Genomic DNA, 19,317 nt, shown 5'->3' with positions numbered 1-19,317 from the left:
GTGCGAGGCGGATTTGGCTCCATCACCAGGGAAGCGGACCATCGTCGTTGAAGTACCCGGCGTTCGGGCCATCGGCATCCAGGGTCGCCAGGCGTATGATTATCTCAGCCGCCTGCTGCACGGTGCGGTGGCCTCTATGCCCATTCAGGTCGGTGGCGGTGTAGCCGGGCGCCGCTGCATTGACCTTGACGCCTTGCGGCGCGAGCTCCCGCGCGAAGGCCACGGTGATGGCGTTGAGGGCCGTCTTAGAGCTACCATAGCCCATCAGGTTGACCGACTGGTTCGGGCTGCTGGAGTCGAGCGCGCGGCCGATGGAACCGGTAGAACTGCTCACCATGACGACGCGGGCGGCCGGCGCTGCAAGCAGCAGCGGCAGGAAGGCCTGTGTCACGCGGATCGGTCCGAAGACGTTGACGTCATAGGTGGCCTGAATATCGGCAAGAAGCTGCTCGCTTGGCGGCAACTCGTAGTTGATGGCGACACCGGCATTGTTGACCAGCACGTCAAGGCTGGGGCTTTCCGCACTGACTGCTTTGGCGGCGGCAGCTACGCTTTCATCCTGCGTAACGTCCAGCTCAAGCCATCGAACGTCCAGGCCTTCGGCGCGCAATTCCTGCGCCGCTGCCATGCCACGTTCGGCATCCCTGGCGCCGAGCCACACCTTGAAGCCCATCGTCGCCAACCGCTGGGCGATTTCGCGGCCGATGCCCTTGTTGGCGCCTGTCACCACAGCGCTTTTCGTAGTCGTCATTTAGGTGCTCCATCTATCCATGTCGAAAGGCACGAAGATGGCGCGCCGCAAGGAACGCCGCGCGCCGAAAATTCTCCCGCTCTTGCCTGATCCTCTCACGCGGGTTGCCCGGCTCGCGTGGATGCGCGATGCTGGCGCAATGAGCGAGGCATTGCAGGAGCTGATCGGTATCGCCGGCCGCCATGCGCGCGGCCGACGAACAAGAACGGCGATCCCGCGCGTTTCGATCGGTCGCAGCGAAGTCACTAGCGCACCACTGCCGGGCGTGTGGGGATCGGGTATCTTGTTCGTGCTGCAGGGCGCGAAGACCGTTCTGATCGGCGACCAGGCCCTTCGTTACAACCCCGCCAGCTATTTCATCTACACTGTCGAGACGCCGACTATCAGCCAGATCGTCGAAGCGAACGCCGCGCGTCCCTACCTGGCCATCGGCTTGACCCTTGACCTCCAGGCCGTTGCCGCGCTCCTGGTCGAGCACGAGCCCGCGCTAGGCGGCGATAGTTTCTCCACATCTCCCGTCAATGACGACCTGCTCGACGCGTTGCGTCGGATGATGCGGCTTCTTGACCGGCCGGCGGAGATCCCCGTGCTGGCGGCCATGCTCGAACGCGAGATGTTGTTTCGGCTCCTGCAAGGTCCCCAGGGTGGCAAGCTTCGCCAGCTTGCGCGCGCCGATGGCCATCTGTTCAGGATCGGCCAGGCGATCGCCTGGATCCGGACGCATTGCCATCAGACAATCCGGGTCGCAGATCTGGCCGAAATTGCGCATATGAGCAACGCTGCATTCTACCGCCACTTCAAGGCGGCGACGGCTATGAGCCCGATCCAGTATCAAAAACAAATCCGGCTGCTGGAGGCCCGCCATCTGCTGGTCGCCAAGCCAGGCAACGTCGCACAGGTCGCCTTCGCCGTCGGCTACGAGAGTGCATCCCAGTTCAGCCGGGAATATGCCCGTCAGTTCGGGTCGCCGCCTGGCCGCGACGCAGCACGGCTGTTGGCGGCAGGCGAAATGGCCGTAGAGGTCATCTAAGTATTTGTTTTTACGCAATTTCGGACGGAAAGCCGCTACGCACTTTTCCTGGAATCTAAGCCTTGCGCTTGCGGCCCGTATCGCGCCGCTTCTCGCCGACGGCGACGGTCAGCGCCATGGCCAGCGCCATTGTTGCCGACAATGAGCGGAAGCCGCCGAAATCGGCCTCGGCGACCTCGAACCAAACCTTGGCGAACTGGGCGAGCGGCGAAAACGAACTGTCGGTTATGGCCACGATCGGCACGCCCTGCTCCGAGATGGCGCGCGTCTCCTCGATGGTCGCCGGCGCATAGGGCGAAAAACTGATGGCGATGACCGCATCGCTCGGCGTGGCAAAGGCAACCATCTCGGCGTTCAAGCCGGCGGCCGATTCGATCAGCTGGTTGCGGATCTTCAGCTTGCCCAGCGCATAGGCGATGTAGGACGCGACCGGGTATGAGCGGCGCTTGGCCAGCACATAGATGGTCTCGGCCTTGGCCAGCAGGGCGATCGCCTCTTCGAAATGCGGTTCGTTGAGCGTGCGCGAAATGTCGCTCAGCGAGGTGCTGGCGGCGGCGACGAAGCCGTCGAAAATCGCCCGGTGGCCGGCACCCTCCTCGGCCTTGGCCCGCAGCGCGGCCAGCCTTTCGTCATAGGAGGAATTGCGCTCGCGCAGGCGCTCGCGAAACACCTGCTGCAGGCTGGTGAAGCCGTCGAAGCCGAGCTGCTGGGCGAAGCGGATCAGGGTCGAAGGCTGAACGCCGGCGGAAGCGGCGATGCTGGCGGCGGTGCCGAAGGCGATATCGTCGGGATTGTCGAGCGCATAGGCGGCGATCTGGGCGATACGCTTGGGCAGGCTCTGGCGCCGCTCAAGGATCGTCGCGCGCAGCGTCTCGAAATCGCGGGGCACCCGTTCGTCCATCGTCGCTCCGCCCAAGCCCATCTGTCGACGCCCCCTGTGTGCACATCATAGCGAGAGTGTGCAAGAAGGCCATAAAAAATGAGTCACACGTTCCATTTCCAAATAAAATGGATTAATTCATCCACACTATTTTTCCCCAAGTGGAGATTGCAGAGATGGTCGGAGTCGGTCTTATCGGTACGGGCTTCATGGGCAAGTGCCATGCGATCGCCTGGAGCGCGGTCGGAACCGTCTTTCCCGATGTGGCCAAACCGAGACTGGTCCATCTCGGCGAGGTCAATGACGAGCTTGCCAAACGCAAAGCGGGCGAGTTCGGCTTCGCCAAGGGTTCTGGCGACTGGCGTGCCGTCGTCAACGACCCGGAGGTCGATGTCGTCTCGCTGACCACGCCCAACCAGTTCCACCCGGAAATGGCCATCGCCATCCTCGAGGCCGGCAAGCATCTGTGGTGCGAAAAGCCGATGGCGCCGGGCTTCGCCGAGGCGCAAGCGATGGCCGCTGCCGCGAGGAAGTCCGGCAAGGTGGCGGCGCTCGGCTACAACTACATCCAGAACCCCGCCATCCGCCATATCGGCCAATTGCTCGAGGAAAAGATCATCGGCGAGGTCAACCATCTGCGCATCGAGATGGACGAGGATTTCATGGCCGACCCCGAAGCGCCGTTCTTCTGGAAGCATGAGGCAGCCTCCGGCTACGGCGCGCTCGACGATTTCGCGGTGCATCCACTGTCCCTGGTCAACGTGCTGTTCGGCCGCGTCGCCCGCGTCATGTGCGACATGGCCAAACCCTATGCCGACCGCAAACTGGCATCGGGCGGACGCCGCGCGGTCGAGACCTACGACATCGCCAGCGTGCTCATGCATCTCGAAAACGGCATCGCCGGCACGCTGCTGGTCAACCGTTCGGCCTGGGGCCGCAAGGGCCGCATCGCCATCCAGATCTTCGGCTCCAAAGGCTCGATCCTCTATGATCAGGAGCGGTTCAACGAGTTCCAGCTTTACGTCACCGCCGACAGGCCGACCGAGCAGGGCTACCGCACCATTTTGGTGGCGCCACACCACAAGCCCTACGACGCCTTCCTGCCGGCGCCCGGCCACGGCCTCGGCTTCAACGATCTCAAGATCATCGAATGCCGCGAACTCCTGACCCGGCTGGCCGGCAAGCCGGCGCGGATCATCGACTTCGACGAAGGCCTGGAGATCGAGCGCACAGTGCATGCGATGGCGCGCTCGTTCGAGGAACAGCGGTGGGTGGATGTGCGGTAAGGGCAGCCGCGCCGGTTCCGACGCGGCTGTTTCAAAAGCGTCAGGCGGCTCCCTGGCGGCTGTCGATCATGGCGCGGCGGGCCGAGCGGCGCCACTCGACGGCGCCGGCAAGGCCGTGCAGCACCGTCTCGGTGGTCGCCCAGTCGATGCAGCCGTCGGTGATGCTCTGGCCATAGACGAGCGGCTTGCCGGGCACGACGTCCTGCCGGCCGGCGACGAGATTGCTCTCGATCATGACGCCGATGATGCGCTCGTCGCCCGCAGCGACCTGGCCCGCCACGTCGGCGGCCACCTTCGGCTGGTTCTCCGGCTTCTTGGAGCTGTTGGCGTGGCTGACATCGATCATCAGCCGGGGCGCGATGCCGATGCGGCCGAGTTCGGCAGAGGCGGCGGCGACGCTCGCCGCGTCATAGTTGGGCTGAATGCCGCCGCGCAGGATGACGTGGCAGTCCTCGTTGCCGGTGGTCGTCGCGATGGCGCTGCGTCCGCCCTTGGTCACCGCCATGAAATGATGCGGCTGGGCGGCGGATTTGACCGCCTCGGCGGCGATGCGCAAATTGCCGTCGGTGCCGTTCTTGAAGCCGACCGGGCAGGAGAGACCCGATGCCAGTTCGCGATGGATCTGGCTCTCGGTCGTGCGCGCGCCGATCGCGCCCCAGGCGACGAGGTCGGCAATGTATTGCGGCGTGGTCATGTCGAGGAATTCGGTCGCCGCTGGCAGGCCGAGATTGTTGACGGCCGAAAGCACGTTGCGGGCCATACGCAGCCCCTTGTCGATGTTGAAGCTGCCGTCGAGGTCGGGATCGTTGATCAGGCCCTTCCAGCCGACCGTGGTGCGCGGCTTCTCGAAATAGACGCGCATGACGATCTCCAGCCGGTCCGAAAGACTCTCGCGCAGCGCCGCCAGACGGCTGGCGTAGTCCATGGCGGCGACAGGGTCGTGGATCGAACAGGGGCCGACGACGACCACCAGCCGATCATCGGCCCCGGTCAGTATCGAGTGGATGGCGTTGCGCGATGTGGCAACGGTGCGCGTCGCGGTCAGCGTGCGCGGTATCTCCCGCATCACCTCTTGCGGCGTACTCAGTTCCTTGATTTCGGTGACCCGAAGATCATCTGTGGTGGTCAACACGGCTTTCTGCTCCTGATTGGGAGACCTGCCGGCTGAAACAAAAAAGCCGCCAGGTCTGGCGGCTGTTCGGATTTTGATGCTGCAATCTTCAGATCGAGCGCAATCCTCCCGCCGCCAGCGAGCTACCGTAGCTAAAGTACCAGAACGTGGCGGTCAGGTGGATCATGCGGCTCATATAGTCGAAGCCGAAGCATTTGTCACGCGTCTGATGCTACTCTGGCGACGACCCTGCGATGTTCTGGTCGTAGTCGACCAGCGATCCGGTCATGACGCCGGATTGCGGGCTGACCATGTAGCTGATCAGGCGGGCGAGCTGCGCGGGCTTCACCAATTGACCCATCGGCTGCGCGGCCTCGGCCTTTTCCAGCCAGTCATCCGGCGCGTCGTGCCACTTCTTTTGCACGATCGCTTCACCCTCGGTGTCCATCCAGCCCGGCAGCACCGCGTTGCAACGGATGCGATTGGTGCGATAGGCGCTGGCGACATTCTTGGTCAGCGTCATCAGCGCGCCCTTGCTGGTCGAATAGGGCGTCAGGAACGACTGGCCGCAATGTGCAGACATCGACAGAACGTTGACGATCGAGCCGGGCGCCTTGCGGCCGAGCAGATGCGCCACCAGGCCCTGCATCAGGAAGAACGGGCCGCGCACATTGGTCGCAAAGATCGTGTCGAACAGCTCCTCGCTCGTCTCGACCAGCGAGCCGCGCGCCGAGGTGGCGGCGGCGTTGACCAGCGCGTTGATGGTGCCGAAATGGGCGATCGCGGTGTCGACGGCGCGCTTGCAGTCGGCGACCTTGGCGACATCGGCGCTGATGAAGATGGCGTCGACGCCGGCCTTCTTGAGCGTGGCGACCGCCTTGTCGCCCTTCTCCTGCGAGCGGCCGATCAGCGCCAGTGCGCGGCAGCCTTCATCGGCCAGCGCCTCGGCGACGGCGAAGCCGATGCCTTGCGCGCCGCCGGTGACGATGGCGCGGGTCTCGGAATTGCGACCGGTTGAACCGTTCATCGCTCTGCTCCTTTTCGAAATTCAACAGGCTTAGTCGAGGCGGACGGTCTTGCCCGACTTCGCCGATTTCAGTGCCGCATCGGCCAGCTTCAGTGCCACGAGGCCATCCGCTCCGCTTGGTGCCGCCTTCTTGCCGTTTGTTGCCGCGGCAATGAAGGACGCGATCTCGTTGGCATAGGCGTCGAGGTAGCGGGTCATGAAGAAGTCGTGGAGCGGCGGGCGCGTATAGCCCTTCTCATTGGCCAGTTCGATCGACACCGGCCGCTGGTTCTCGGCCGCGACCATGCCTTTCGAACCATGCACCTCGATGCGCTGGTCGTAGCCATAGGTGGCGCGGCGCGAGTTGGAGATGACGGCCTGCTTGCCGGAGGCGGTTTCGAGGATGACGCTGACGCTGTCGAAATCGCCGGCCTCGCCGATCTTCTTGTCGACCAGCACCGAGGCATGGGCGCTGACCGCCACCGGCTCCTCGCCGAGCAGGAAGCGCGCCATGTCGAAATCATGGATGGTCATGTCGCGGAAGATGCCGCCCGAACGGGCGATATAGTCGAGCGGCGGCGCGCCGGGATCGCGCGACGTGATCGTGACCATCTCGACCGTGCCGATGGCGCCGTCGTCGATCGCCTTGCGCACGGCGGCGAAATGCGGGTCGAAGCGGCGGTTGAAGCCGACCATCAGCGTGGCCTTGGCCTTGTCGACCACGGCCAGGCATTTTTCGACGCGCTTCACATTCAAGTCGATCGGCTTTTCGCAGAAGATCGCCTTGCCGGCCTTGGCGAAACGCTCGATGAGGTCGGCATGGGTGTCGGTCGGCGTGCAGATGATGACGGCATCGATGTCCTTGGCCTTCTCGATGGCTTCGATGCTGCGCACTTCGGCGCCGTAGGCCGATGCCAGATCCGTCGCTGCCTTCTCGAAGGCGTCGGCCACGGCAACCAGTTTTGCCTCGGGGTTGGAGCCGACGGCGCGAGCATGGACCTTGCCGATGCGGCCGGCACCGAGAAGAGCGAAGCGAAGTGTCATGGAATTTCCCTTGAAGATGGTTCGAAAGCTAAGTCCGCGCCTCTCGGGCGCGGACGATCTTGTGGTTGCAGCGGGTCAGCCAGAGGCTACCGCCCGCAAGATATACTAGGCCGCCGCAAGCGCTGCCTCCCCGGTCTTGGAACCGGTGATGTAGGCGACGATATCGTTGCCGTCGGTGTCCTGCTTGCGCAGATTGGCGACGATCTTGCCGCGGCGGAAGACGACGATACGGTCGACCAGGTCGAACACCTGACGCATATTGTGGCTGATCAGGATCAGCGGCTCGCCGTTTGCCTTCAGCGTGCGGATGATGTTTTCGACCTGTGCCGTCTCCTGCACGCCAAGTGCCGCCGTCGGCTCGTCCATGATGATCAGCTTGGAGGCAAAGGTCGCGGTCCTGGCGATCGCCACGCACTGGCGCTGGCCACCCGACATGTGGCGGATTGTGCTGGACAGGTTGGGGATCTTCACCGCCGTGCGGACCAGTGCGGCCTCGGTCGCCTTGCGCATGTATTTGCGATCGAGGATCGAGAAGGGGCCGAGATTGAACAGCACCTTTTCACGGCCGAGGAACAGGTTCGACGGCACGTCGAGATCGTCGGCGAGCGCCAGGTTCTGGAACACCGTTTCGATGCCCGCCTCACGCGCTTCGATCGGGCCGGCGAAGTTCACTTCCTTGCCGTCGAACCACACCTTGCCGTCGGTGCGCTGCTCGACGCCGGTGATCTGGCGCACGAAGGTCGATTTGCCGGCGCCGTTGTCGCCCATGATGGCGACATGCTCGCCCTTGCGCAGCTCGAAGTTGGCGCCTTCGAGCGCATGCACGCCACCATAGCGCTTGGTCAGGTTTTCGGTCTTGAGAACGATGTCCGACATGGTCAAGCTCCTATCGCTCGTCTGCGCTGGCGCCATTGATCGAGAACGACCGCGCCGACGATGATCACGCCCTTGACCATCTCCTGGTAGTAGGCGTCGAGGCGCAGGAAGGTGAAGCCGGAGATGATGACGCCGAAGATCAGCGCGCCGATCACCGTGCCTATGATCGAGCCGCGGCCACCCGATAGCGAGACACCGCCGATGACCGCCATGGCGATGGCGTCGAGTTCGTACATGACGCCCATGCCGGCCTGGGCGGTGAGGTTCTTGGAGCACAGCACCACGGCGGCGAGCGAGGCCAGGATGCTGGCGATGACATAGACCAGCACCTTGTGGTTGGCGATCTTGATGCCCGACATGCGCGCGGCGTCCTCATTGGAACCGATGGCATAACAGTGCTTGCCGTATTTGGTGTAGCTCAGGATCAGCTGGAACAATATCGCCAGCGAGATGAAGATGACGACCGGCATCAGGCCCTTGCCCATTGCCGCGAAACTCTCGGTCGGGAAAGAGATCGGCTGTCCCTTCGACCACCATTTGGCGATGCCGCGCGCGGTGACCATCATGCCGAGCGTGGCGATGAAGGGCGGGATGCGCGTGTAGGCGATCAAGGCGCCGTTGACCAGGCCGGCAATCAGGCCGCAGCCGATGGCGACCAGCAGCGGCACGATCACCGGCAGGTCGGTCAAGCCATAGTCGATGAACATCGCCTTGGGGTTCGGGTTGCCATTGACCGTCGCCACCTGGGCGAAGCTCATGGCTATCATCGCCGTGGCGCCGACGACCGAGCCCGAGGACAGGTCAATGCCGCCGCAGATGATCACCTGCGTCACACCGATGGCGATGATGCCGACGATCGACACCTGCAGGATGATGATTTGCAGGCGCTGCTCGTTGAAGATCGCATCGACATTGTCGCGGGTGTTGAACAGGAAACTGTCACCGAGAAAGACCCGGCCGATCAGTTCAAAAGCCCCGACGAGGATGACGAGCGCCAGGAGAACGTTGAACTCGGCAGGCCATGCGCGCTTCTTGGCATCGTAAGTCAGTCCGCCGACGCCATGAGATGTCTGTGCCACGTCTTTTTCCTCCGTCGGCCGCATTCATCCTCCCGCCCGCTGGGGCGGGAGGAAAGTGAGGAGCGGCGCTGTTTTTCTGCTTTGATGCGCCGCCCCTTTTGTCGAAGCGCCTGCCTCAGTTCTTCTTCAGGAACTTGTCGATGTTGGCCGGCGTGACGAGCTGGAAGGGGATATAGACCTTGCGCTCCACCTTCTCGCCCTTGGACAGCTTGAGCGCCGCGTCGAGAGCGCCGGCGCCCTGGCCTGCCGCGTCCTGGAAGACCGTTACATCGAGATCGCCGGCCTGCATGGCGGCCAATGCGTCCTGGGTGGCGTCGACGCCGCCGACGACGACCGACTTCATGTCGATGTTGGCGGCCTTCATCGCCTGGATCGCGCCGATGGCGCTTTCGTCGTTGTTGGCGATGACGCCGTCGAACGGCTTGCCGGTCGACAGCCAGTTGGTCATCAGGTTCTGGGCCTGATCACGGTCCCAGTTCGAGGTCTGCTTGTCGATGATCTTGATGAAGCTGCATTCCGGCGTGGCGATCACGTCGTCAATGTCCTTGGTGCGCTGCACGGCGGCCTGGTTGGAAAGCTCGCCCATGATCACATAGACATTGGCTTCCTTCTTGCCGGCTTCAGTGAACAGGCGGCAGGCTTCCTTGGTCTCGAGCGTGCCGGATTCGGCCTCGTTCGAGGCGACGAAAGCCTGGGTTTCCGGCAGCGTGTCGACGTTGACCGGCTCGCGGTTGACGTAGACCAGCGGAACCTTGGCCGCGGCCGCGGCATCCGACATAGCCTGGGTGGCCGAGGTGTCGACCGGGTTGACGATGATGGCGTCGACGCCCGAGGCGACGAAGTTCTTGATCTGATCAAGCTGCTTGGCGACGTCGTTCTGCGCGTCCTCGACCTGCAGCTCAACGCCGTCCATGGCCTTGGCCTGCTCGATCATGCCGTTGCGTAGCACGGTCAGGAAGTTATCGTCGAATTTGGCCATCGACACGCCGACCTTGGCCGCGAATGCCGACGAACTCATCAGCGCCGCAAAGGCGACGCCCAAAATCAGTTTCTTCATTGTATTTCTCCTCCACACATTGGTGTCCGGCTGCACCGATCTCGCCCGGAATCCCCGATCTCCCGAGGAATCTCTCCCGCCTGCTCCCCTGATCCGGATGGCGTTTTCCCAGCGATTGGAACGCCAAGCCCTCTGTTTGAAACAGATATTCCGGAACGAAAGGACCAAAATGCCTAGGCAGTGAAATATTTATTCCATTTTGGGGGAGGCCGTCAAGGGCGATTCCAAAAACCGATGCCGGATTTTCGCGGCAGGGCCTTGCAATATTCTATCAGAGTGATGGATTCCATCATTCCGAACAGGCCCGTCGTGCCGGGGCACCGGGTCCATGGCCTAGATGTTTTCCGGCAGATAGATGTCGAACGGCAGGAAGGTCTGGCCCGGCGCATTGGCGGCGCCGGTTTCGATGGCATGCGCCATCAGGCCGACAAGCTCGCGGCAGAGGGCCGGCAGCGGCGTGGAAATCACCATGGTGAGGATGTTGTCGGCGAGCGCCGCGCGCGATTCGGCGTTGATCTCGTTGCACACGACCACCGGCATGTTTTCGGGCCTCGCCGCCCGCAGCGCCGAGACCGCGCCTTCCATGCCGCCGCCGGCGACGTAGCAGCCGGCAAGATCCGGATAGCGCGCCAGAAGATCTATCATCGCATCATGGGTCACCTGGTTGGCTTCCAGGTTGACCAGCGTCTCCATCACCGTGAAATCCGGCGCATGCTCGCGGAAGAATGACCTGAAGCCGATCTCGCGCAACTCATGGCCATGGAAGCGATGGCTGCCGACGAAAAGGGCGACCTTGCCAGGCTTCCTCGCCGCCTTGGCAATCATCCAGGCCGCGCTGCGACCGACCTTGCGGTTGTCGAGGCCGACATAGCCCTCGCGGATGCCGGCGGCAAAGTCGGACAACAGAGAAAACACCGGTTGCCCCCTCGACTTCAGCGCCTCGACGGCCGCCGTCAACGTCGGATGGTCCGGGCCGACGACGGCGACGGCCCTGGATTTCGCCGCCAGCTTGCGCATCTGGGCGGCGATCTCGTCGGGGGCCAGCGAACTGGCGAAGTCGATGGTTGCGACGCCACGGAAGCGCTGCGATTGCGACACCGCCAGTTCGAGCTCCCGCGCGAAATCGCTGTAGAAAACATCATTGCCCCTCAGCAGCAGAAAGCCGAGGCGGTATTCCGGCAATTCCTGACGCATGCGCTGCTTGATCAGCCCGGCGGCGTGATAGCCGATGCCGGTCGCGGCCTCATAGACACGACGCGCTGTTTCCTCGCGCACCGGCAGGCGATTGTTCAGCACCCGGTCGACAGTGGCAACGCTGACGCCGGAGATGCGCGCCAGATCGGTGATGGTCGGCCGTTTTGCCATGACTGCCCTCTGAGTTGTCGAACCCTTTTACATCATCCTGATGGGAAATGATAGAAACTATCTTTGTGAGATTGATCCTATCATCCAGTAGCGCTATTTTGAATTCCGACGCCTGCGATCATACCCTTGGCATTCGCCGGGAAGGGATCGCGAGGCGCTGGTGGAGGTTTGCAATGGCGGCAACAATGTCTGCAACGCCATCCCGGCGCGACTACAGCCTGGTGGGCCGCGATACGCAGCTGGCCGTCGAGAACGGGCTGGCGGCGGCCGAGTGGTACCATACCGACGTTCCGCGCAAGCAGATGAAGGAGCTGATGCAGCGCTCGGACCAGCCGGCGATCCGCGACACCATCATCTGGCTCGGCGCGCTTATCCTGAGCGGAGCCGGCGGCGCCTGGTTCTGGGGAACCTGGTGGTGCGTGCCGTTCTTCTTCGTCTACGGCACGCTTTACGGCTCATCGACCGATTCACGCTGGCACGAATGCGGCCACGGCACCGCCTTCCGCACGCAGTGGATGAACGATGTGATCTATCAGATCGCCTGTTTCATGATTATGCGCAACCCGGTGACATGGCGCTGGAGCCATACGCGCCATCATACCGACACCATCATCGTCGGCCGCGATCCGGAGATCTCGGTCATGCGTCCGCCCGACCTCGTCCGCACCATCCTCGCCTTCGTCGGCGTCCTCGATGCCTGGCACGCGATGAAGGACATGGTCCGCCACGCGGCCGGCATCATCAGCGCCGAGGAAAAGGCCTATGTCCCCGAACAGGAACAGCCGAGGGCGATCTTCTACGCCCGCATCTGGCTGGCGATCTATGCCGCGACGATCGCGCTGGCGCTCTATATGGGCTCGTTCCTGCCCTTCATGCTGGTCGGGCTGCCTAGGCTCTACGGCGCCTGGCACCATGTGCTGACGGGCATCCTGCAGCATGGCGGGCTGGCCGACAACGTCATCGATCACCGGCTCAACAGCCGTACCGTCTACATCAATCCCATCAGCCGCTTCATCTACTGGAACATGAACTACCACGTGGAACACCACATGTTCCCGATGGTGCCCTATCACGCGCTGCCCAGGCTGCACGAACTGATCAAGCATGATCTGCCGGCGCCGACGCCGTCGATCCTGGCCGGCTACCGCGAAGTGATCCCGGCCTTCCTGCGCCAGTTGCGCAACGAAGACTATTTCCTCAAGCGCGAGCTGCCGCCGACCGCCAGGCCGTATCGCGAGGAATTGCACAACGACAACTCCGTCGCGGCGGCTGAATGACCGGCTGGCGCAGAGCAAATCCAATTTTCCGGAGGAACCAATGAGCGACTGGGTCGAGGCCTGTGACGCCGAAGATATCGATGAAGAGGACGTGATGCGGTTCGACCATGGCGGCCGCACCTTCGCCATCTACCGCAGTCCCGACGACGAGTATTTTGCGACGGACGGGCTTTGCTCGCACGAAAAGGTGCATCTGGCCGACGGGCTGGTGATGGACGACATCATCGAATGCCCGAAGCACAATGGCCGCTTCAACTACAAGACCGGGGCGGCGAGAGGCGCGCCGGTCTGCGTCAACCTCAGGACCTATCCGGTCAAGCTCGACGCCGGCAAAGTCCTTATTCAGATCGGATGACGGTGATGACAAAGGCAATGATCATCATCGGCGCCGGAGAATGCGGCGGACGCGCAGCACTTGCGCTGCGCGATCTCGGCTTCGAGGGCCCGGTGACGCTGGTCGGCGACGAGCCGCATCTGCCCTATGAGCGGCCGCCGCTGTCAAAGGAAGCCATGACCGGCGAGGCGCCCGTGATCAAGGCGATCACCAGCGATGAAATCCTGGCCGAGCGGTCGATCCGGCATATCCATTCGGTTCAGGCCGTGGCGATCGACCGCGCCGCCCATGCCGTGCGCCTGTCGGATGGCTCGGCGCTGCCGTACGACAAGCTCCTGCTGGCGACCGGCTCGCTGCCGCGCAAGCTGCCGATGCCGGGCCTCGGAGCGCGCTGCGTGTATCTCAGAACCTACAATGACGCGCAGGCCATCCGCGCCCATCTCAGGGCCGGAAACCGCGTGGCAATCGTCGGCGGCGGCTTCATCGGTCTCGAACTCGCCGCCTCGGCGCGCAAACTCGGCGCTGATGTCACCGTCGTCGAGGCGCAGCCGCGCATCCTGATGCGCGGCGTGCCCGCCGAAATCGCCGAGATCATCCACAAGCAGCACGAGGCCGAAGGCGTGACGATCCTCGCCGGCCAGGGCATCTCGGCCATCGCCGATGACGGCGCCGAGGTGCGCATCACGCTTGCCGGCGGGCTGGAGGTCGTTGCCGACCTCGCTATCATCGGCATCGGTGCCGTGCCGGTGACAACGCTGGCCGCGGAAGCTGGATTGTCCATCGATAACGGCATCGCCGTCGATGCCGAACTTCGCACCGGCGATCCAGACATCTTTGCCGCCGGCGACTGCTGCTCGTTTCCGCTTGCCGTCTATGGCGGACGGCGGGTGCGGCTGGAAGCCTGGCGCAACGCGCAGGAGCAGGGCGCGCTGGCGGCCAGGAACATGCTGGGCGCCGGCGAGGCCCATGCCGCCGTGCCCTGGTTCTGGTCGGATCAATATGGCCTGACCTTGCAGATCGCCGGGCTTTCGGACGAGGGGCATAGCGTTGTGCGCCGCGACCTCGAAGACGGTGCCTTCATCCTGTTCCATCTGGCGGGGGACGGCCGTCTGGTCGCTGCAAGCGGCATCGGGCCGGGCAATGCGGTCGCCCGCGACATCAGGCTGGCCGAAATGCTGATTGCCAAACGGGCAACGCCGGCGCCGGAGGCGCTCGGCTCGCAGACAGTCAAGCTGAAGTCTCTGTTGGCGGCGTGAGCCGCGCCATCCGGAATCAAGGACATAGAGGGAAGAAAATGCCGCGCACCAGACCGACGGTCGCCGACCTGCAATCGCTGAAGGGCGAGCGGCAGCTTTCCAAGCTCAGGGTCTTTTCTATGGAAGAGGCCGAGGCCGCGGAACGGGCCGGCATCGACATCATCTCCGTCCCCTATGACCTGATCTTCGATCCGCGTTTTCGCGATGCGGCACCGACGTGCTTTGCCATTCCCGGCGACGAGCAGTCAAAAATGGGCGCTACCACGGACGAGATCTTGCGCATGGCGGTGAAGCTGCGCGCGGCAAGCGCCGACGCCATGTACTGTTCGGCCAGCCTGCAGACGATCCGGAGGTTGCGCGACGAACACATTCCGGTTTGCGGCCATGTTGGGCTGATCCCGGCGCACGCGACCTGGACGGGTGGCTTCAAGGCGGTCGGCAAGACCGCCGAAAGTGCTACCTTCGTCTGGAAACAGGTCAGGGACCTGGAAGCGGCGGGCGCGTTTGCCGCCGAAATCGAGGTGGTGCCGGCCGAAATGGCGAGCGCGATCTCCAGGCGCACGCCGCTGATCATGATCTCGATGGGGGCCGGCGCCGGCTGCGATGCCCAGTATCTGTTCTCGGAAGATGTGCTAGGCACCCATCGCGGACACTATCCGCGCCATGCCAAACGATACCGCGACCTGGCGGCGGAATTCGATCGTATCCAGACCGAGCGCATTGCCGCGTTCAGCGAATATGCCGCCGACATCCAGTCCGGCGCCTATCCGGCGCTGCAGCACGTGGTCGGGGTGGATGCCGAGGAACTGCGCAAATTCGAGGCGTTCCTCGAATCCCAGACCTGAGCGGCTTATCCCTCAGCTCTAAAAGAGCGCCTTCAGCTCCGACAATTTGTCGTTGACCAGCCAGCCATAATAATTTTCCTCGGGCAGCTTTTCGGGCTCGCCGGCGGCTCGGCGCTTGTCGTTCTCGGCCTTCAGCGCATCGGCGCGCTGCTCGGGATTGCCGACATTGTAGAGCGTCGCGGTGAGGCCGGGATTGCCCGAAATGTCGAAGCCGGCGATGCCCTTGTAGGCGTCGATCGATTTCCTGATCGTCGCCGCGACGTAAGGAAGCGTCAGGTCCGGATCCATGATGGTCTTGTAGACCCCGTTCGGATCGGTGACGTCGAGCTTGGGCAGGCCGGACACCTTGTGCACGAAATCGCTCATCTGCAGCGCGGTCAGCGGATTGAGCTGGCCAAGGCCGAAGGTCTGGCCGGCATAATAGGGCTGGAAGAAGGTGGCGCCGAAACGGTCGTTGGGAAAGCTCTCGCCGCCCACACTCTTGCCGCGGAAGGCATGGTTCCACACCTGCTCGCGGCACTCCCACAGATCGTAGCTGTCCGACAGGCCGGCGCATTTCTTGAATTCCGGCCGCTGCACGAAATCCGTGATGTCCTCACCGTCATACGCGAAGGAGAGCTTGCTCGACAAATAGGAGATCGCCTTGACGTAGTAGGTCTGCAGCCGGTCGTAGGCGTCGACATTGTAGGTATGCTCGCCGACGATGGCCCCGACGATGTGAATGGGATCGATGCCATAGGCCGCCGCCTGCTGTTTGATCTTGCCGCGAAGGTCGGCGTCGTTCTGCAGCAGCGCGTAGACCTTGCGGTACTTGGCCTGGAAGGTGGTGCTGGTGGCCTGGGTGCGGCGGCTCGAGGCGCCCGGTATGTCGGGCTGCTCGGCATTACGGTTTCCCGGCGGCACCAGCGTCGCCGCATCGGCAACGGGCACCGCTGCCGCCAGCGCCAAGCCGAGAAAGAGAAGTATGCGTTTTTTCATGCGCCGCCGCCTGTGAGTCGCCGGGCAAACTAGGTAAAGCTCAATGGAGAGTCGAGAGAACCGCCTCGTCGCCCGGACGAAAGCGGCCAGATGCTTCCATTTGGCCACACCCGCGCCGGGAACCTGCCCGGCGCCGCTTCTATAGGATGAATCTGGACAAATCCGTGTTCCTGGAAAGGTCGCCGACATGCTTTTGCACATAGGCGGCATCGATGGTGACCGTCGTGCCGTTGCGGTCCGGCGCATCGTAGGAAATCTCGTCCAGCACCCGCTCCATCACCGTCTGCAGGCGCCTGGCGCCGATGTTCTCGACGCTGGCGTTGAGATCGACGGCGATGCCGGCCAGCGAATCGATGGCGTCGTCGGTGAAGCTGAGCTCGACGCCTTCGGTCTTCATCAGCGCGATGTACTGCTTGATCAGGCTGGCCTCGGTCTCGGTCAGGATGCGGACGAAATCGTCCTTCTCGAGCGCCCGCAGTTCGACGCGGATCGGCAGGCGGCCCTGCAGTTCCGGCAGCAGGTCCGACGGCTTGGCGACGTGGAACGCGCCCGAGGCGATGAACAGGATGTGGTCGGTCTTCACCGGTCCGTATTTGGTCGCCACAGTGGTGCCCTCGACCAGCGGCAGCAGATCGCGCTGCACGCCTTCGCGGGAGACGCCGGCGCCGATGCCGCCTTCTCGCGAGGCGATCTTGTCGATCTCGTCGAGGAAGACGATGCCGTCGTTTTCGGTCGATTCCAGCGCCCTGCGCACCACCTCGTCCTGGTCGAGCAGTTTGTCGGACTCGTCGCTGATCAGCAGCGCGTAGGATTCCTTCACCGTCGTCTTGCGTGTCTTGGTCCTCTGGCCGCCCATCGCCTTCGACAACATGTCGTTGATGTTGAGCACGCCGATATTGCCGCCCGGCATGCCGGGAATCTCGAAGCCGGGCATGCCACCGGTGCCGGTGTCGGCCACTTCGACCTCGATCTCCTTGTCGTCGAGCTCGCCGTCGCGCAGCTTCTTGCGGAAACTGTCGCGTGTGGCCGGGCTTGCCGTCTTGCCGACGAGCGCCTCAAGCACCCGTTCCTCGGCATTGATGTGGGCGCGCGCCTTGACGTCCTCGCGCATCTTCTCGCGCACCAGGCCGATGGCGATCTCGACCAGGTCGCGGATGATCTGCTCGACGTCACGGCCGACATAGCCGACCTCGGTGAACTTGGTGGCCTCGACCTTGACGAAGGGCGCACCGGCAAGCCGCGCCAGGCGGCGCGAGATCTCGGTCTTGCCGACGCCGGTCGGCCCGATCATCAGGATGTTCTTCGGCATCACCTCTTCGCGCATCTGGCCTTCGAGCTGTTGGCGGCGCCAGCGGTTGCGCAAGGCGATGGCCACGGCGCGCTTTGCGTCCTTCTGGCCGATGATGAAGCGGTCAAGTTCCGAAACGATTTCGCGCGGGGAGAATGTGCTCATATCACTCAAATTCCACTTTGCCACTGCCGGATGGACTCGAACGGATGCAGCAGCATGATCACGTTGAGCGTCAAATTGTCCCGGATGATGTAGCCGGTGCCCAGTTCGAAGATCACGGCAAGGCTGACGATCACCCATATAGGAAGCTTTCGCGCCATCACAAATCCCAGCACCATGGCGAACGTATCCGCCACAGAATTGATGATGCTGTCGCCGTAATAGTTGAGTGAGATGGTGCCGGCCCGATAGCGGTCGATGATGAAGGGGCTGTTTTCCAAGAGCTCCCAGCCGCCTTCGATGAGGACGGCGAAAGCCAGCCGCAGCCCGACCGGCGAGCGCGGAAACAGAAACCACGCCAGCGCATAGAATAGAAAGCCGTGGATGATGTGCGAGAATGTGTACCAGTCGGAAATATGCTGGGAATTCTCGGAGCTGTTCACCACACCGTGCCAGAGCTTCACGTAGCCGCAGGTGCAGATCGGCGGATGGCCCATGCCGTAGAGGACACCGGCCTGGAAGATGACCAGCGCCAGCACGAGCAGAAGCCCCATCCGCCAGCTGTCTTCATAGGCCGAGAGCGTCTTGTCTTCGCCGGTCGTGTTCATTCAATGCCCCTCTTGCGCGTCGCCATCCGCCGCATCAACGGCCATCAGCACGGCGTCCCCATATTCCGATTTCCTGCGCCCGATCGCCTTGAAGCCGGCCTTTTCATAGGCGCGGATGGCGCGCGCGTTCTCCGGGTGCGGATCGATGATGACGCGCGGCACCCCTTCCTCGAAAAGCTGTTCGACGAACTGCCGCACGATGGCCGAGCCATGGCCGACGCCAACCAGCTCCGGCCTGCCGATGGACAGGTCGATGCCCAGCGTGCCGAACGGCTGGTCGGCATAGGGATGATCGTCCTCCAGATGCGGATCGTAGCTCTGCAGATAGGCGATCGGCTGGCCGTCGAGCTCGACGATCAGCGGCTCGACCGAGATCGAACCGATGTGCTCGCGGATCTCGGCGATTTCCTTCTTAGAATCGTCCCACCATTCGGCGACATGCGGCTCGGCCAGCCAGCCGGCGATCATCGGCAGGTCTTTTTCGGTCACCGGCCGAAATTCGTATGCATCGCTCTGTTTGGCCCGCTCAGGCGGCATCGAGCGTTTCGATGACGAAGTTGTTGTTGGTGTAGACGCAGATGTCGGACGCGATCTGCATCGCCTTGCGGGCGATTTCCTCAGCGTCCTTGTCGGAATCCATCAGCGCGCGGGCGGCAGCCAGCGCATAATTGCCGCCGGAGCCGATGGCCATGACGCCATGTTCGGGTTCGAGCACGTCGCCGGTGCCGGTCAGCGCCAGCGAGACCGACTTGTCGGCCACCAGCATCATCGCTTCCAGCCGGCGCAGATAGCGGTCGGTGCGCCAGTCCTTGGCGAGCTCGACGCAGGCTCGCGTCAGCTGCTCCGGATATTGTTCGAGTTTGGCCTCAAGCCGCTCCAGGAGGGTGAAGGCATCGGCGGTGGCACCGGCGAAACCGGCAATGACATTGCCGCCCTTGCCGATGCGGCGCACCTTCTTGGCGTTGCCCTTCATGATGGTCTGGCCAAGGCTGACCTGGCCGTCGCCGGCAATCACCACCTTGCTGCCCTTGCGCACCGTCACGATGGTCGTGGCGTGCATGGTCAGTTCATTCGACATTTTCTG

General features: G+C 63.2%; 20 protein-coding genes. 6 read left to right on the top strand and 14 right to left on the bottom strand.

What is annotated here, in order from left to right; translation table 11 throughout:
• Window positions 1-22 precede the first annotated feature (22 nt).
• A complete protein-coding gene (locus D3227_RS00495; RefSeq protein WP_120011739.1) occupies window positions 23-751 on the bottom strand; it encodes an SDR family NAD(P)-dependent oxidoreductase in 729 nt (242 codons plus the stop codon).
• A gap of 139 nt (window positions 752-890) precedes the next feature.
• Between D3227_RS00495 and D3227_RS00490 the strand changes: the two genes are divergently transcribed.
• Entirely contained in the window at window positions 891-1,781 is an 891-nt protein-coding gene (locus D3227_RS00490; RefSeq protein WP_120012165.1) for an AraC family transcriptional regulator, read from the top strand.
• A gap of 55 nt (window positions 1,782-1,836) precedes the next feature.
• On the opposite strand, the gene D3227_RS00485 is transcribed toward D3227_RS00490, so the two are convergent.
• Window positions 1,837-2,682: a MurR/RpiR family transcriptional regulator gene (locus D3227_RS00485; protein WP_167480550.1), complete on the bottom strand. Its 846-nt coding sequence runs from the start codon at window positions 2,680-2,682 to the stop codon at window positions 1,837-1,839.
• 155 nt (window positions 2,683-2,837) lie between these two features.
• Between D3227_RS00485 and D3227_RS00480 the strand changes: the two genes are divergently transcribed.
• Window positions 2,838-3,947, top strand: a complete 1,110-nt coding sequence (locus tag D3227_RS00480; RefSeq protein WP_120011737.1) for a Gfo/Idh/MocA family protein — start codon at window positions 2,838-2,840, stop codon at window positions 3,945-3,947.
• Window positions 3,948-3,987: 40 nt separating this feature from the next.
• Here D3227_RS00480 and D3227_RS00475 read toward each other — a convergent pair whose 3' ends face one another.
• The 7 genes from D3227_RS00475 to D3227_RS00445 form a co-directional block, all read right to left on the bottom strand.
• Window positions 3,988-5,079, bottom strand: a complete 1,092-nt coding sequence (locus D3227_RS00475) for a 3-deoxy-7-phosphoheptulonate synthase (protein ID WP_120011736.1) — start codon at window positions 5,077-5,079, stop codon at window positions 3,988-3,990.
• A gap of 211 nt (window positions 5,080-5,290) precedes the next feature.
• The gene (locus D3227_RS00470; RefSeq protein ID WP_120011735.1) at window positions 5,291-6,085 is read right to left on the bottom strand and encodes an SDR family oxidoreductase; all 795 of its coding nucleotides are present in this window, start codon (window positions 6,083-6,085) and stop codon (window positions 5,291-5,293) included.
• A 30-nt stretch (window positions 6,086-6,115) separates the two neighbouring features.
• Window positions 6,116-7,108, bottom strand: a complete 993-nt coding sequence (iolG, locus tag D3227_RS00465; protein WP_120011734.1) for an inositol 2-dehydrogenase — start codon at window positions 7,106-7,108, stop codon at window positions 6,116-6,118.
• A gap of 105 nt (window positions 7,109-7,213) precedes the next feature.
• Window positions 7,214-7,984 carry an ATP-binding cassette domain-containing protein gene (locus tag D3227_RS00460; RefSeq protein WP_120011733.1) on the bottom strand — a complete coding sequence of 257 codons (771 nt, stop codon included), beginning with the start codon at window positions 7,982-7,984 and terminating at the stop codon, window positions 7,214-7,216.
• 2 nt (window positions 7,985-7,986) lie between these two features.
• On the bottom strand, window positions 7,987-9,063 hold the full coding sequence (locus tag D3227_RS00455) for an ABC transporter permease (protein WP_120012163.1): 1,077 nt from the start codon (window positions 9,061-9,063) through the stop codon (window positions 7,987-7,989).
• 115 nt (window positions 9,064-9,178) lie between these two features.
• Window positions 9,179-10,120 carry a sugar ABC transporter substrate-binding protein gene (locus tag D3227_RS00450; RefSeq protein WP_120011732.1) on the bottom strand — a complete coding sequence of 314 codons (942 nt, stop codon included), beginning with the start codon at window positions 10,118-10,120 and terminating at the stop codon, window positions 9,179-9,181.
• Window positions 10,121-10,453: 333 nt separating this feature from the next.
• Window positions 10,454-11,485, bottom strand: a complete 1,032-nt coding sequence (locus D3227_RS00445) for a LacI family DNA-binding transcriptional regulator (RefSeq protein ID WP_120011731.1) — start codon at window positions 11,483-11,485, stop codon at window positions 10,454-10,456.
• 185 nt (window positions 11,486-11,670) lie between these two features.
• Here D3227_RS00445 and D3227_RS00440 point away from each other — a divergent pair, with 185 nt between their 5' ends.
• Genes D3227_RS00440 through D3227_RS00425 form a run of 4 tightly spaced genes read left to right on the top strand, consistent with a single transcriptional unit; the run spans window position 11,671 to window position 15,197 of the window.
• The gene (locus D3227_RS00440; protein ID WP_120011730.1) at window positions 11,671-12,762 is read left to right on the top strand and encodes a fatty acid desaturase family protein; all 1,092 of its coding nucleotides are present in this window, start codon (window positions 11,671-11,673) and stop codon (window positions 12,760-12,762) included.
• 40 nt (window positions 12,763-12,802) lie between these two features.
• Window positions 12,803-13,117, top strand: a complete 315-nt coding sequence (locus D3227_RS00435) for a Rieske (2Fe-2S) protein (protein WP_120011729.1) — start codon at window positions 12,803-12,805, stop codon at window positions 13,115-13,117.
• Complete coding sequence (locus tag D3227_RS00430) at window positions 13,114-14,352, top strand: NAD(P)/FAD-dependent oxidoreductase (protein ID WP_167480549.1); 1,239 nt, start codon at window positions 13,114-13,116, stop codon at window positions 14,350-14,352. Before D3227_RS00435 ends, D3227_RS00430 begins: the two co-directional genes overlap by 4 nt.
• Before the next feature lie 38 nt (window positions 14,353-14,390).
• A complete protein-coding gene (locus D3227_RS00425) occupies window positions 14,391-15,197 on the top strand; it encodes a 3-methyl-2-oxobutanoate hydroxymethyltransferase (RefSeq protein WP_120011728.1) in 807 nt (268 codons plus the stop codon).
• Window positions 15,198-15,215: 18 nt separating this feature from the next.
• Here the strand turns inward: D3227_RS00425 and D3227_RS00420 are convergent, their stop codons facing one another.
• The 5 genes from D3227_RS00420 to hslV all read right to left on the bottom strand — a co-directional run bounded on the left by D3227_RS00420 (window position 15,216) and on the right by hslV (window position 19,311).
• The gene (locus D3227_RS00420; protein ID WP_120011727.1) at window positions 15,216-16,175 is read right to left on the bottom strand and encodes a DUF1402 family protein; all 960 of its coding nucleotides are present in this window, start codon (window positions 16,173-16,175) and stop codon (window positions 15,216-15,218) included.
• Window positions 16,176-16,314: 139 nt separating this feature from the next.
• Window positions 16,315-17,628: an ATP-dependent protease ATPase subunit HslU gene (gene hslU / locus D3227_RS00415; protein WP_120011726.1), complete on the bottom strand. Its 1,314-nt coding sequence runs from the start codon at window positions 17,626-17,628 to the stop codon at window positions 16,315-16,317.
• Window positions 17,629-17,633: 5 nt separating this feature from the next.
• Window positions 17,634-18,233 (bottom strand): DUF2585 domain-containing protein, encoded by a 600-nt coding sequence (locus tag D3227_RS00410; RefSeq protein WP_120011725.1) that lies wholly within the window; start codon window positions 18,231-18,233, stop codon window positions 17,634-17,636.
• Window positions 18,234-18,770: a GNAT family N-acetyltransferase gene (locus tag D3227_RS00405; RefSeq protein ID WP_120011724.1), complete on the bottom strand. Its 537-nt coding sequence runs from the start codon at window positions 18,768-18,770 to the stop codon at window positions 18,234-18,236.
• Window positions 18,760-19,311, bottom strand: a complete 552-nt coding sequence (gene hslV / locus D3227_RS00400; protein WP_006201294.1) for an ATP-dependent protease subunit HslV — start codon at window positions 19,309-19,311, stop codon at window positions 18,760-18,762. The genes D3227_RS00405 and hslV overlap by 11 nt, the downstream gene beginning before the upstream one ends.
• Between the last annotated feature and the right edge of the window lie 6 nt (window positions 19,312-19,317).

This window comes from Mesorhizobium waimense, assembly GCF_003601975.1.
In the GTDB taxonomy this organism is placed as follows: Bacteria; Pseudomonadota; Alphaproteobacteria; order Rhizobiales; family Rhizobiaceae; genus Mesorhizobium; species Mesorhizobium waimense.
The sequence above is the reverse complement of the archived record's forward strand: the minus strand, read 5'-3'. Positions and strand labels throughout refer to the sequence as shown.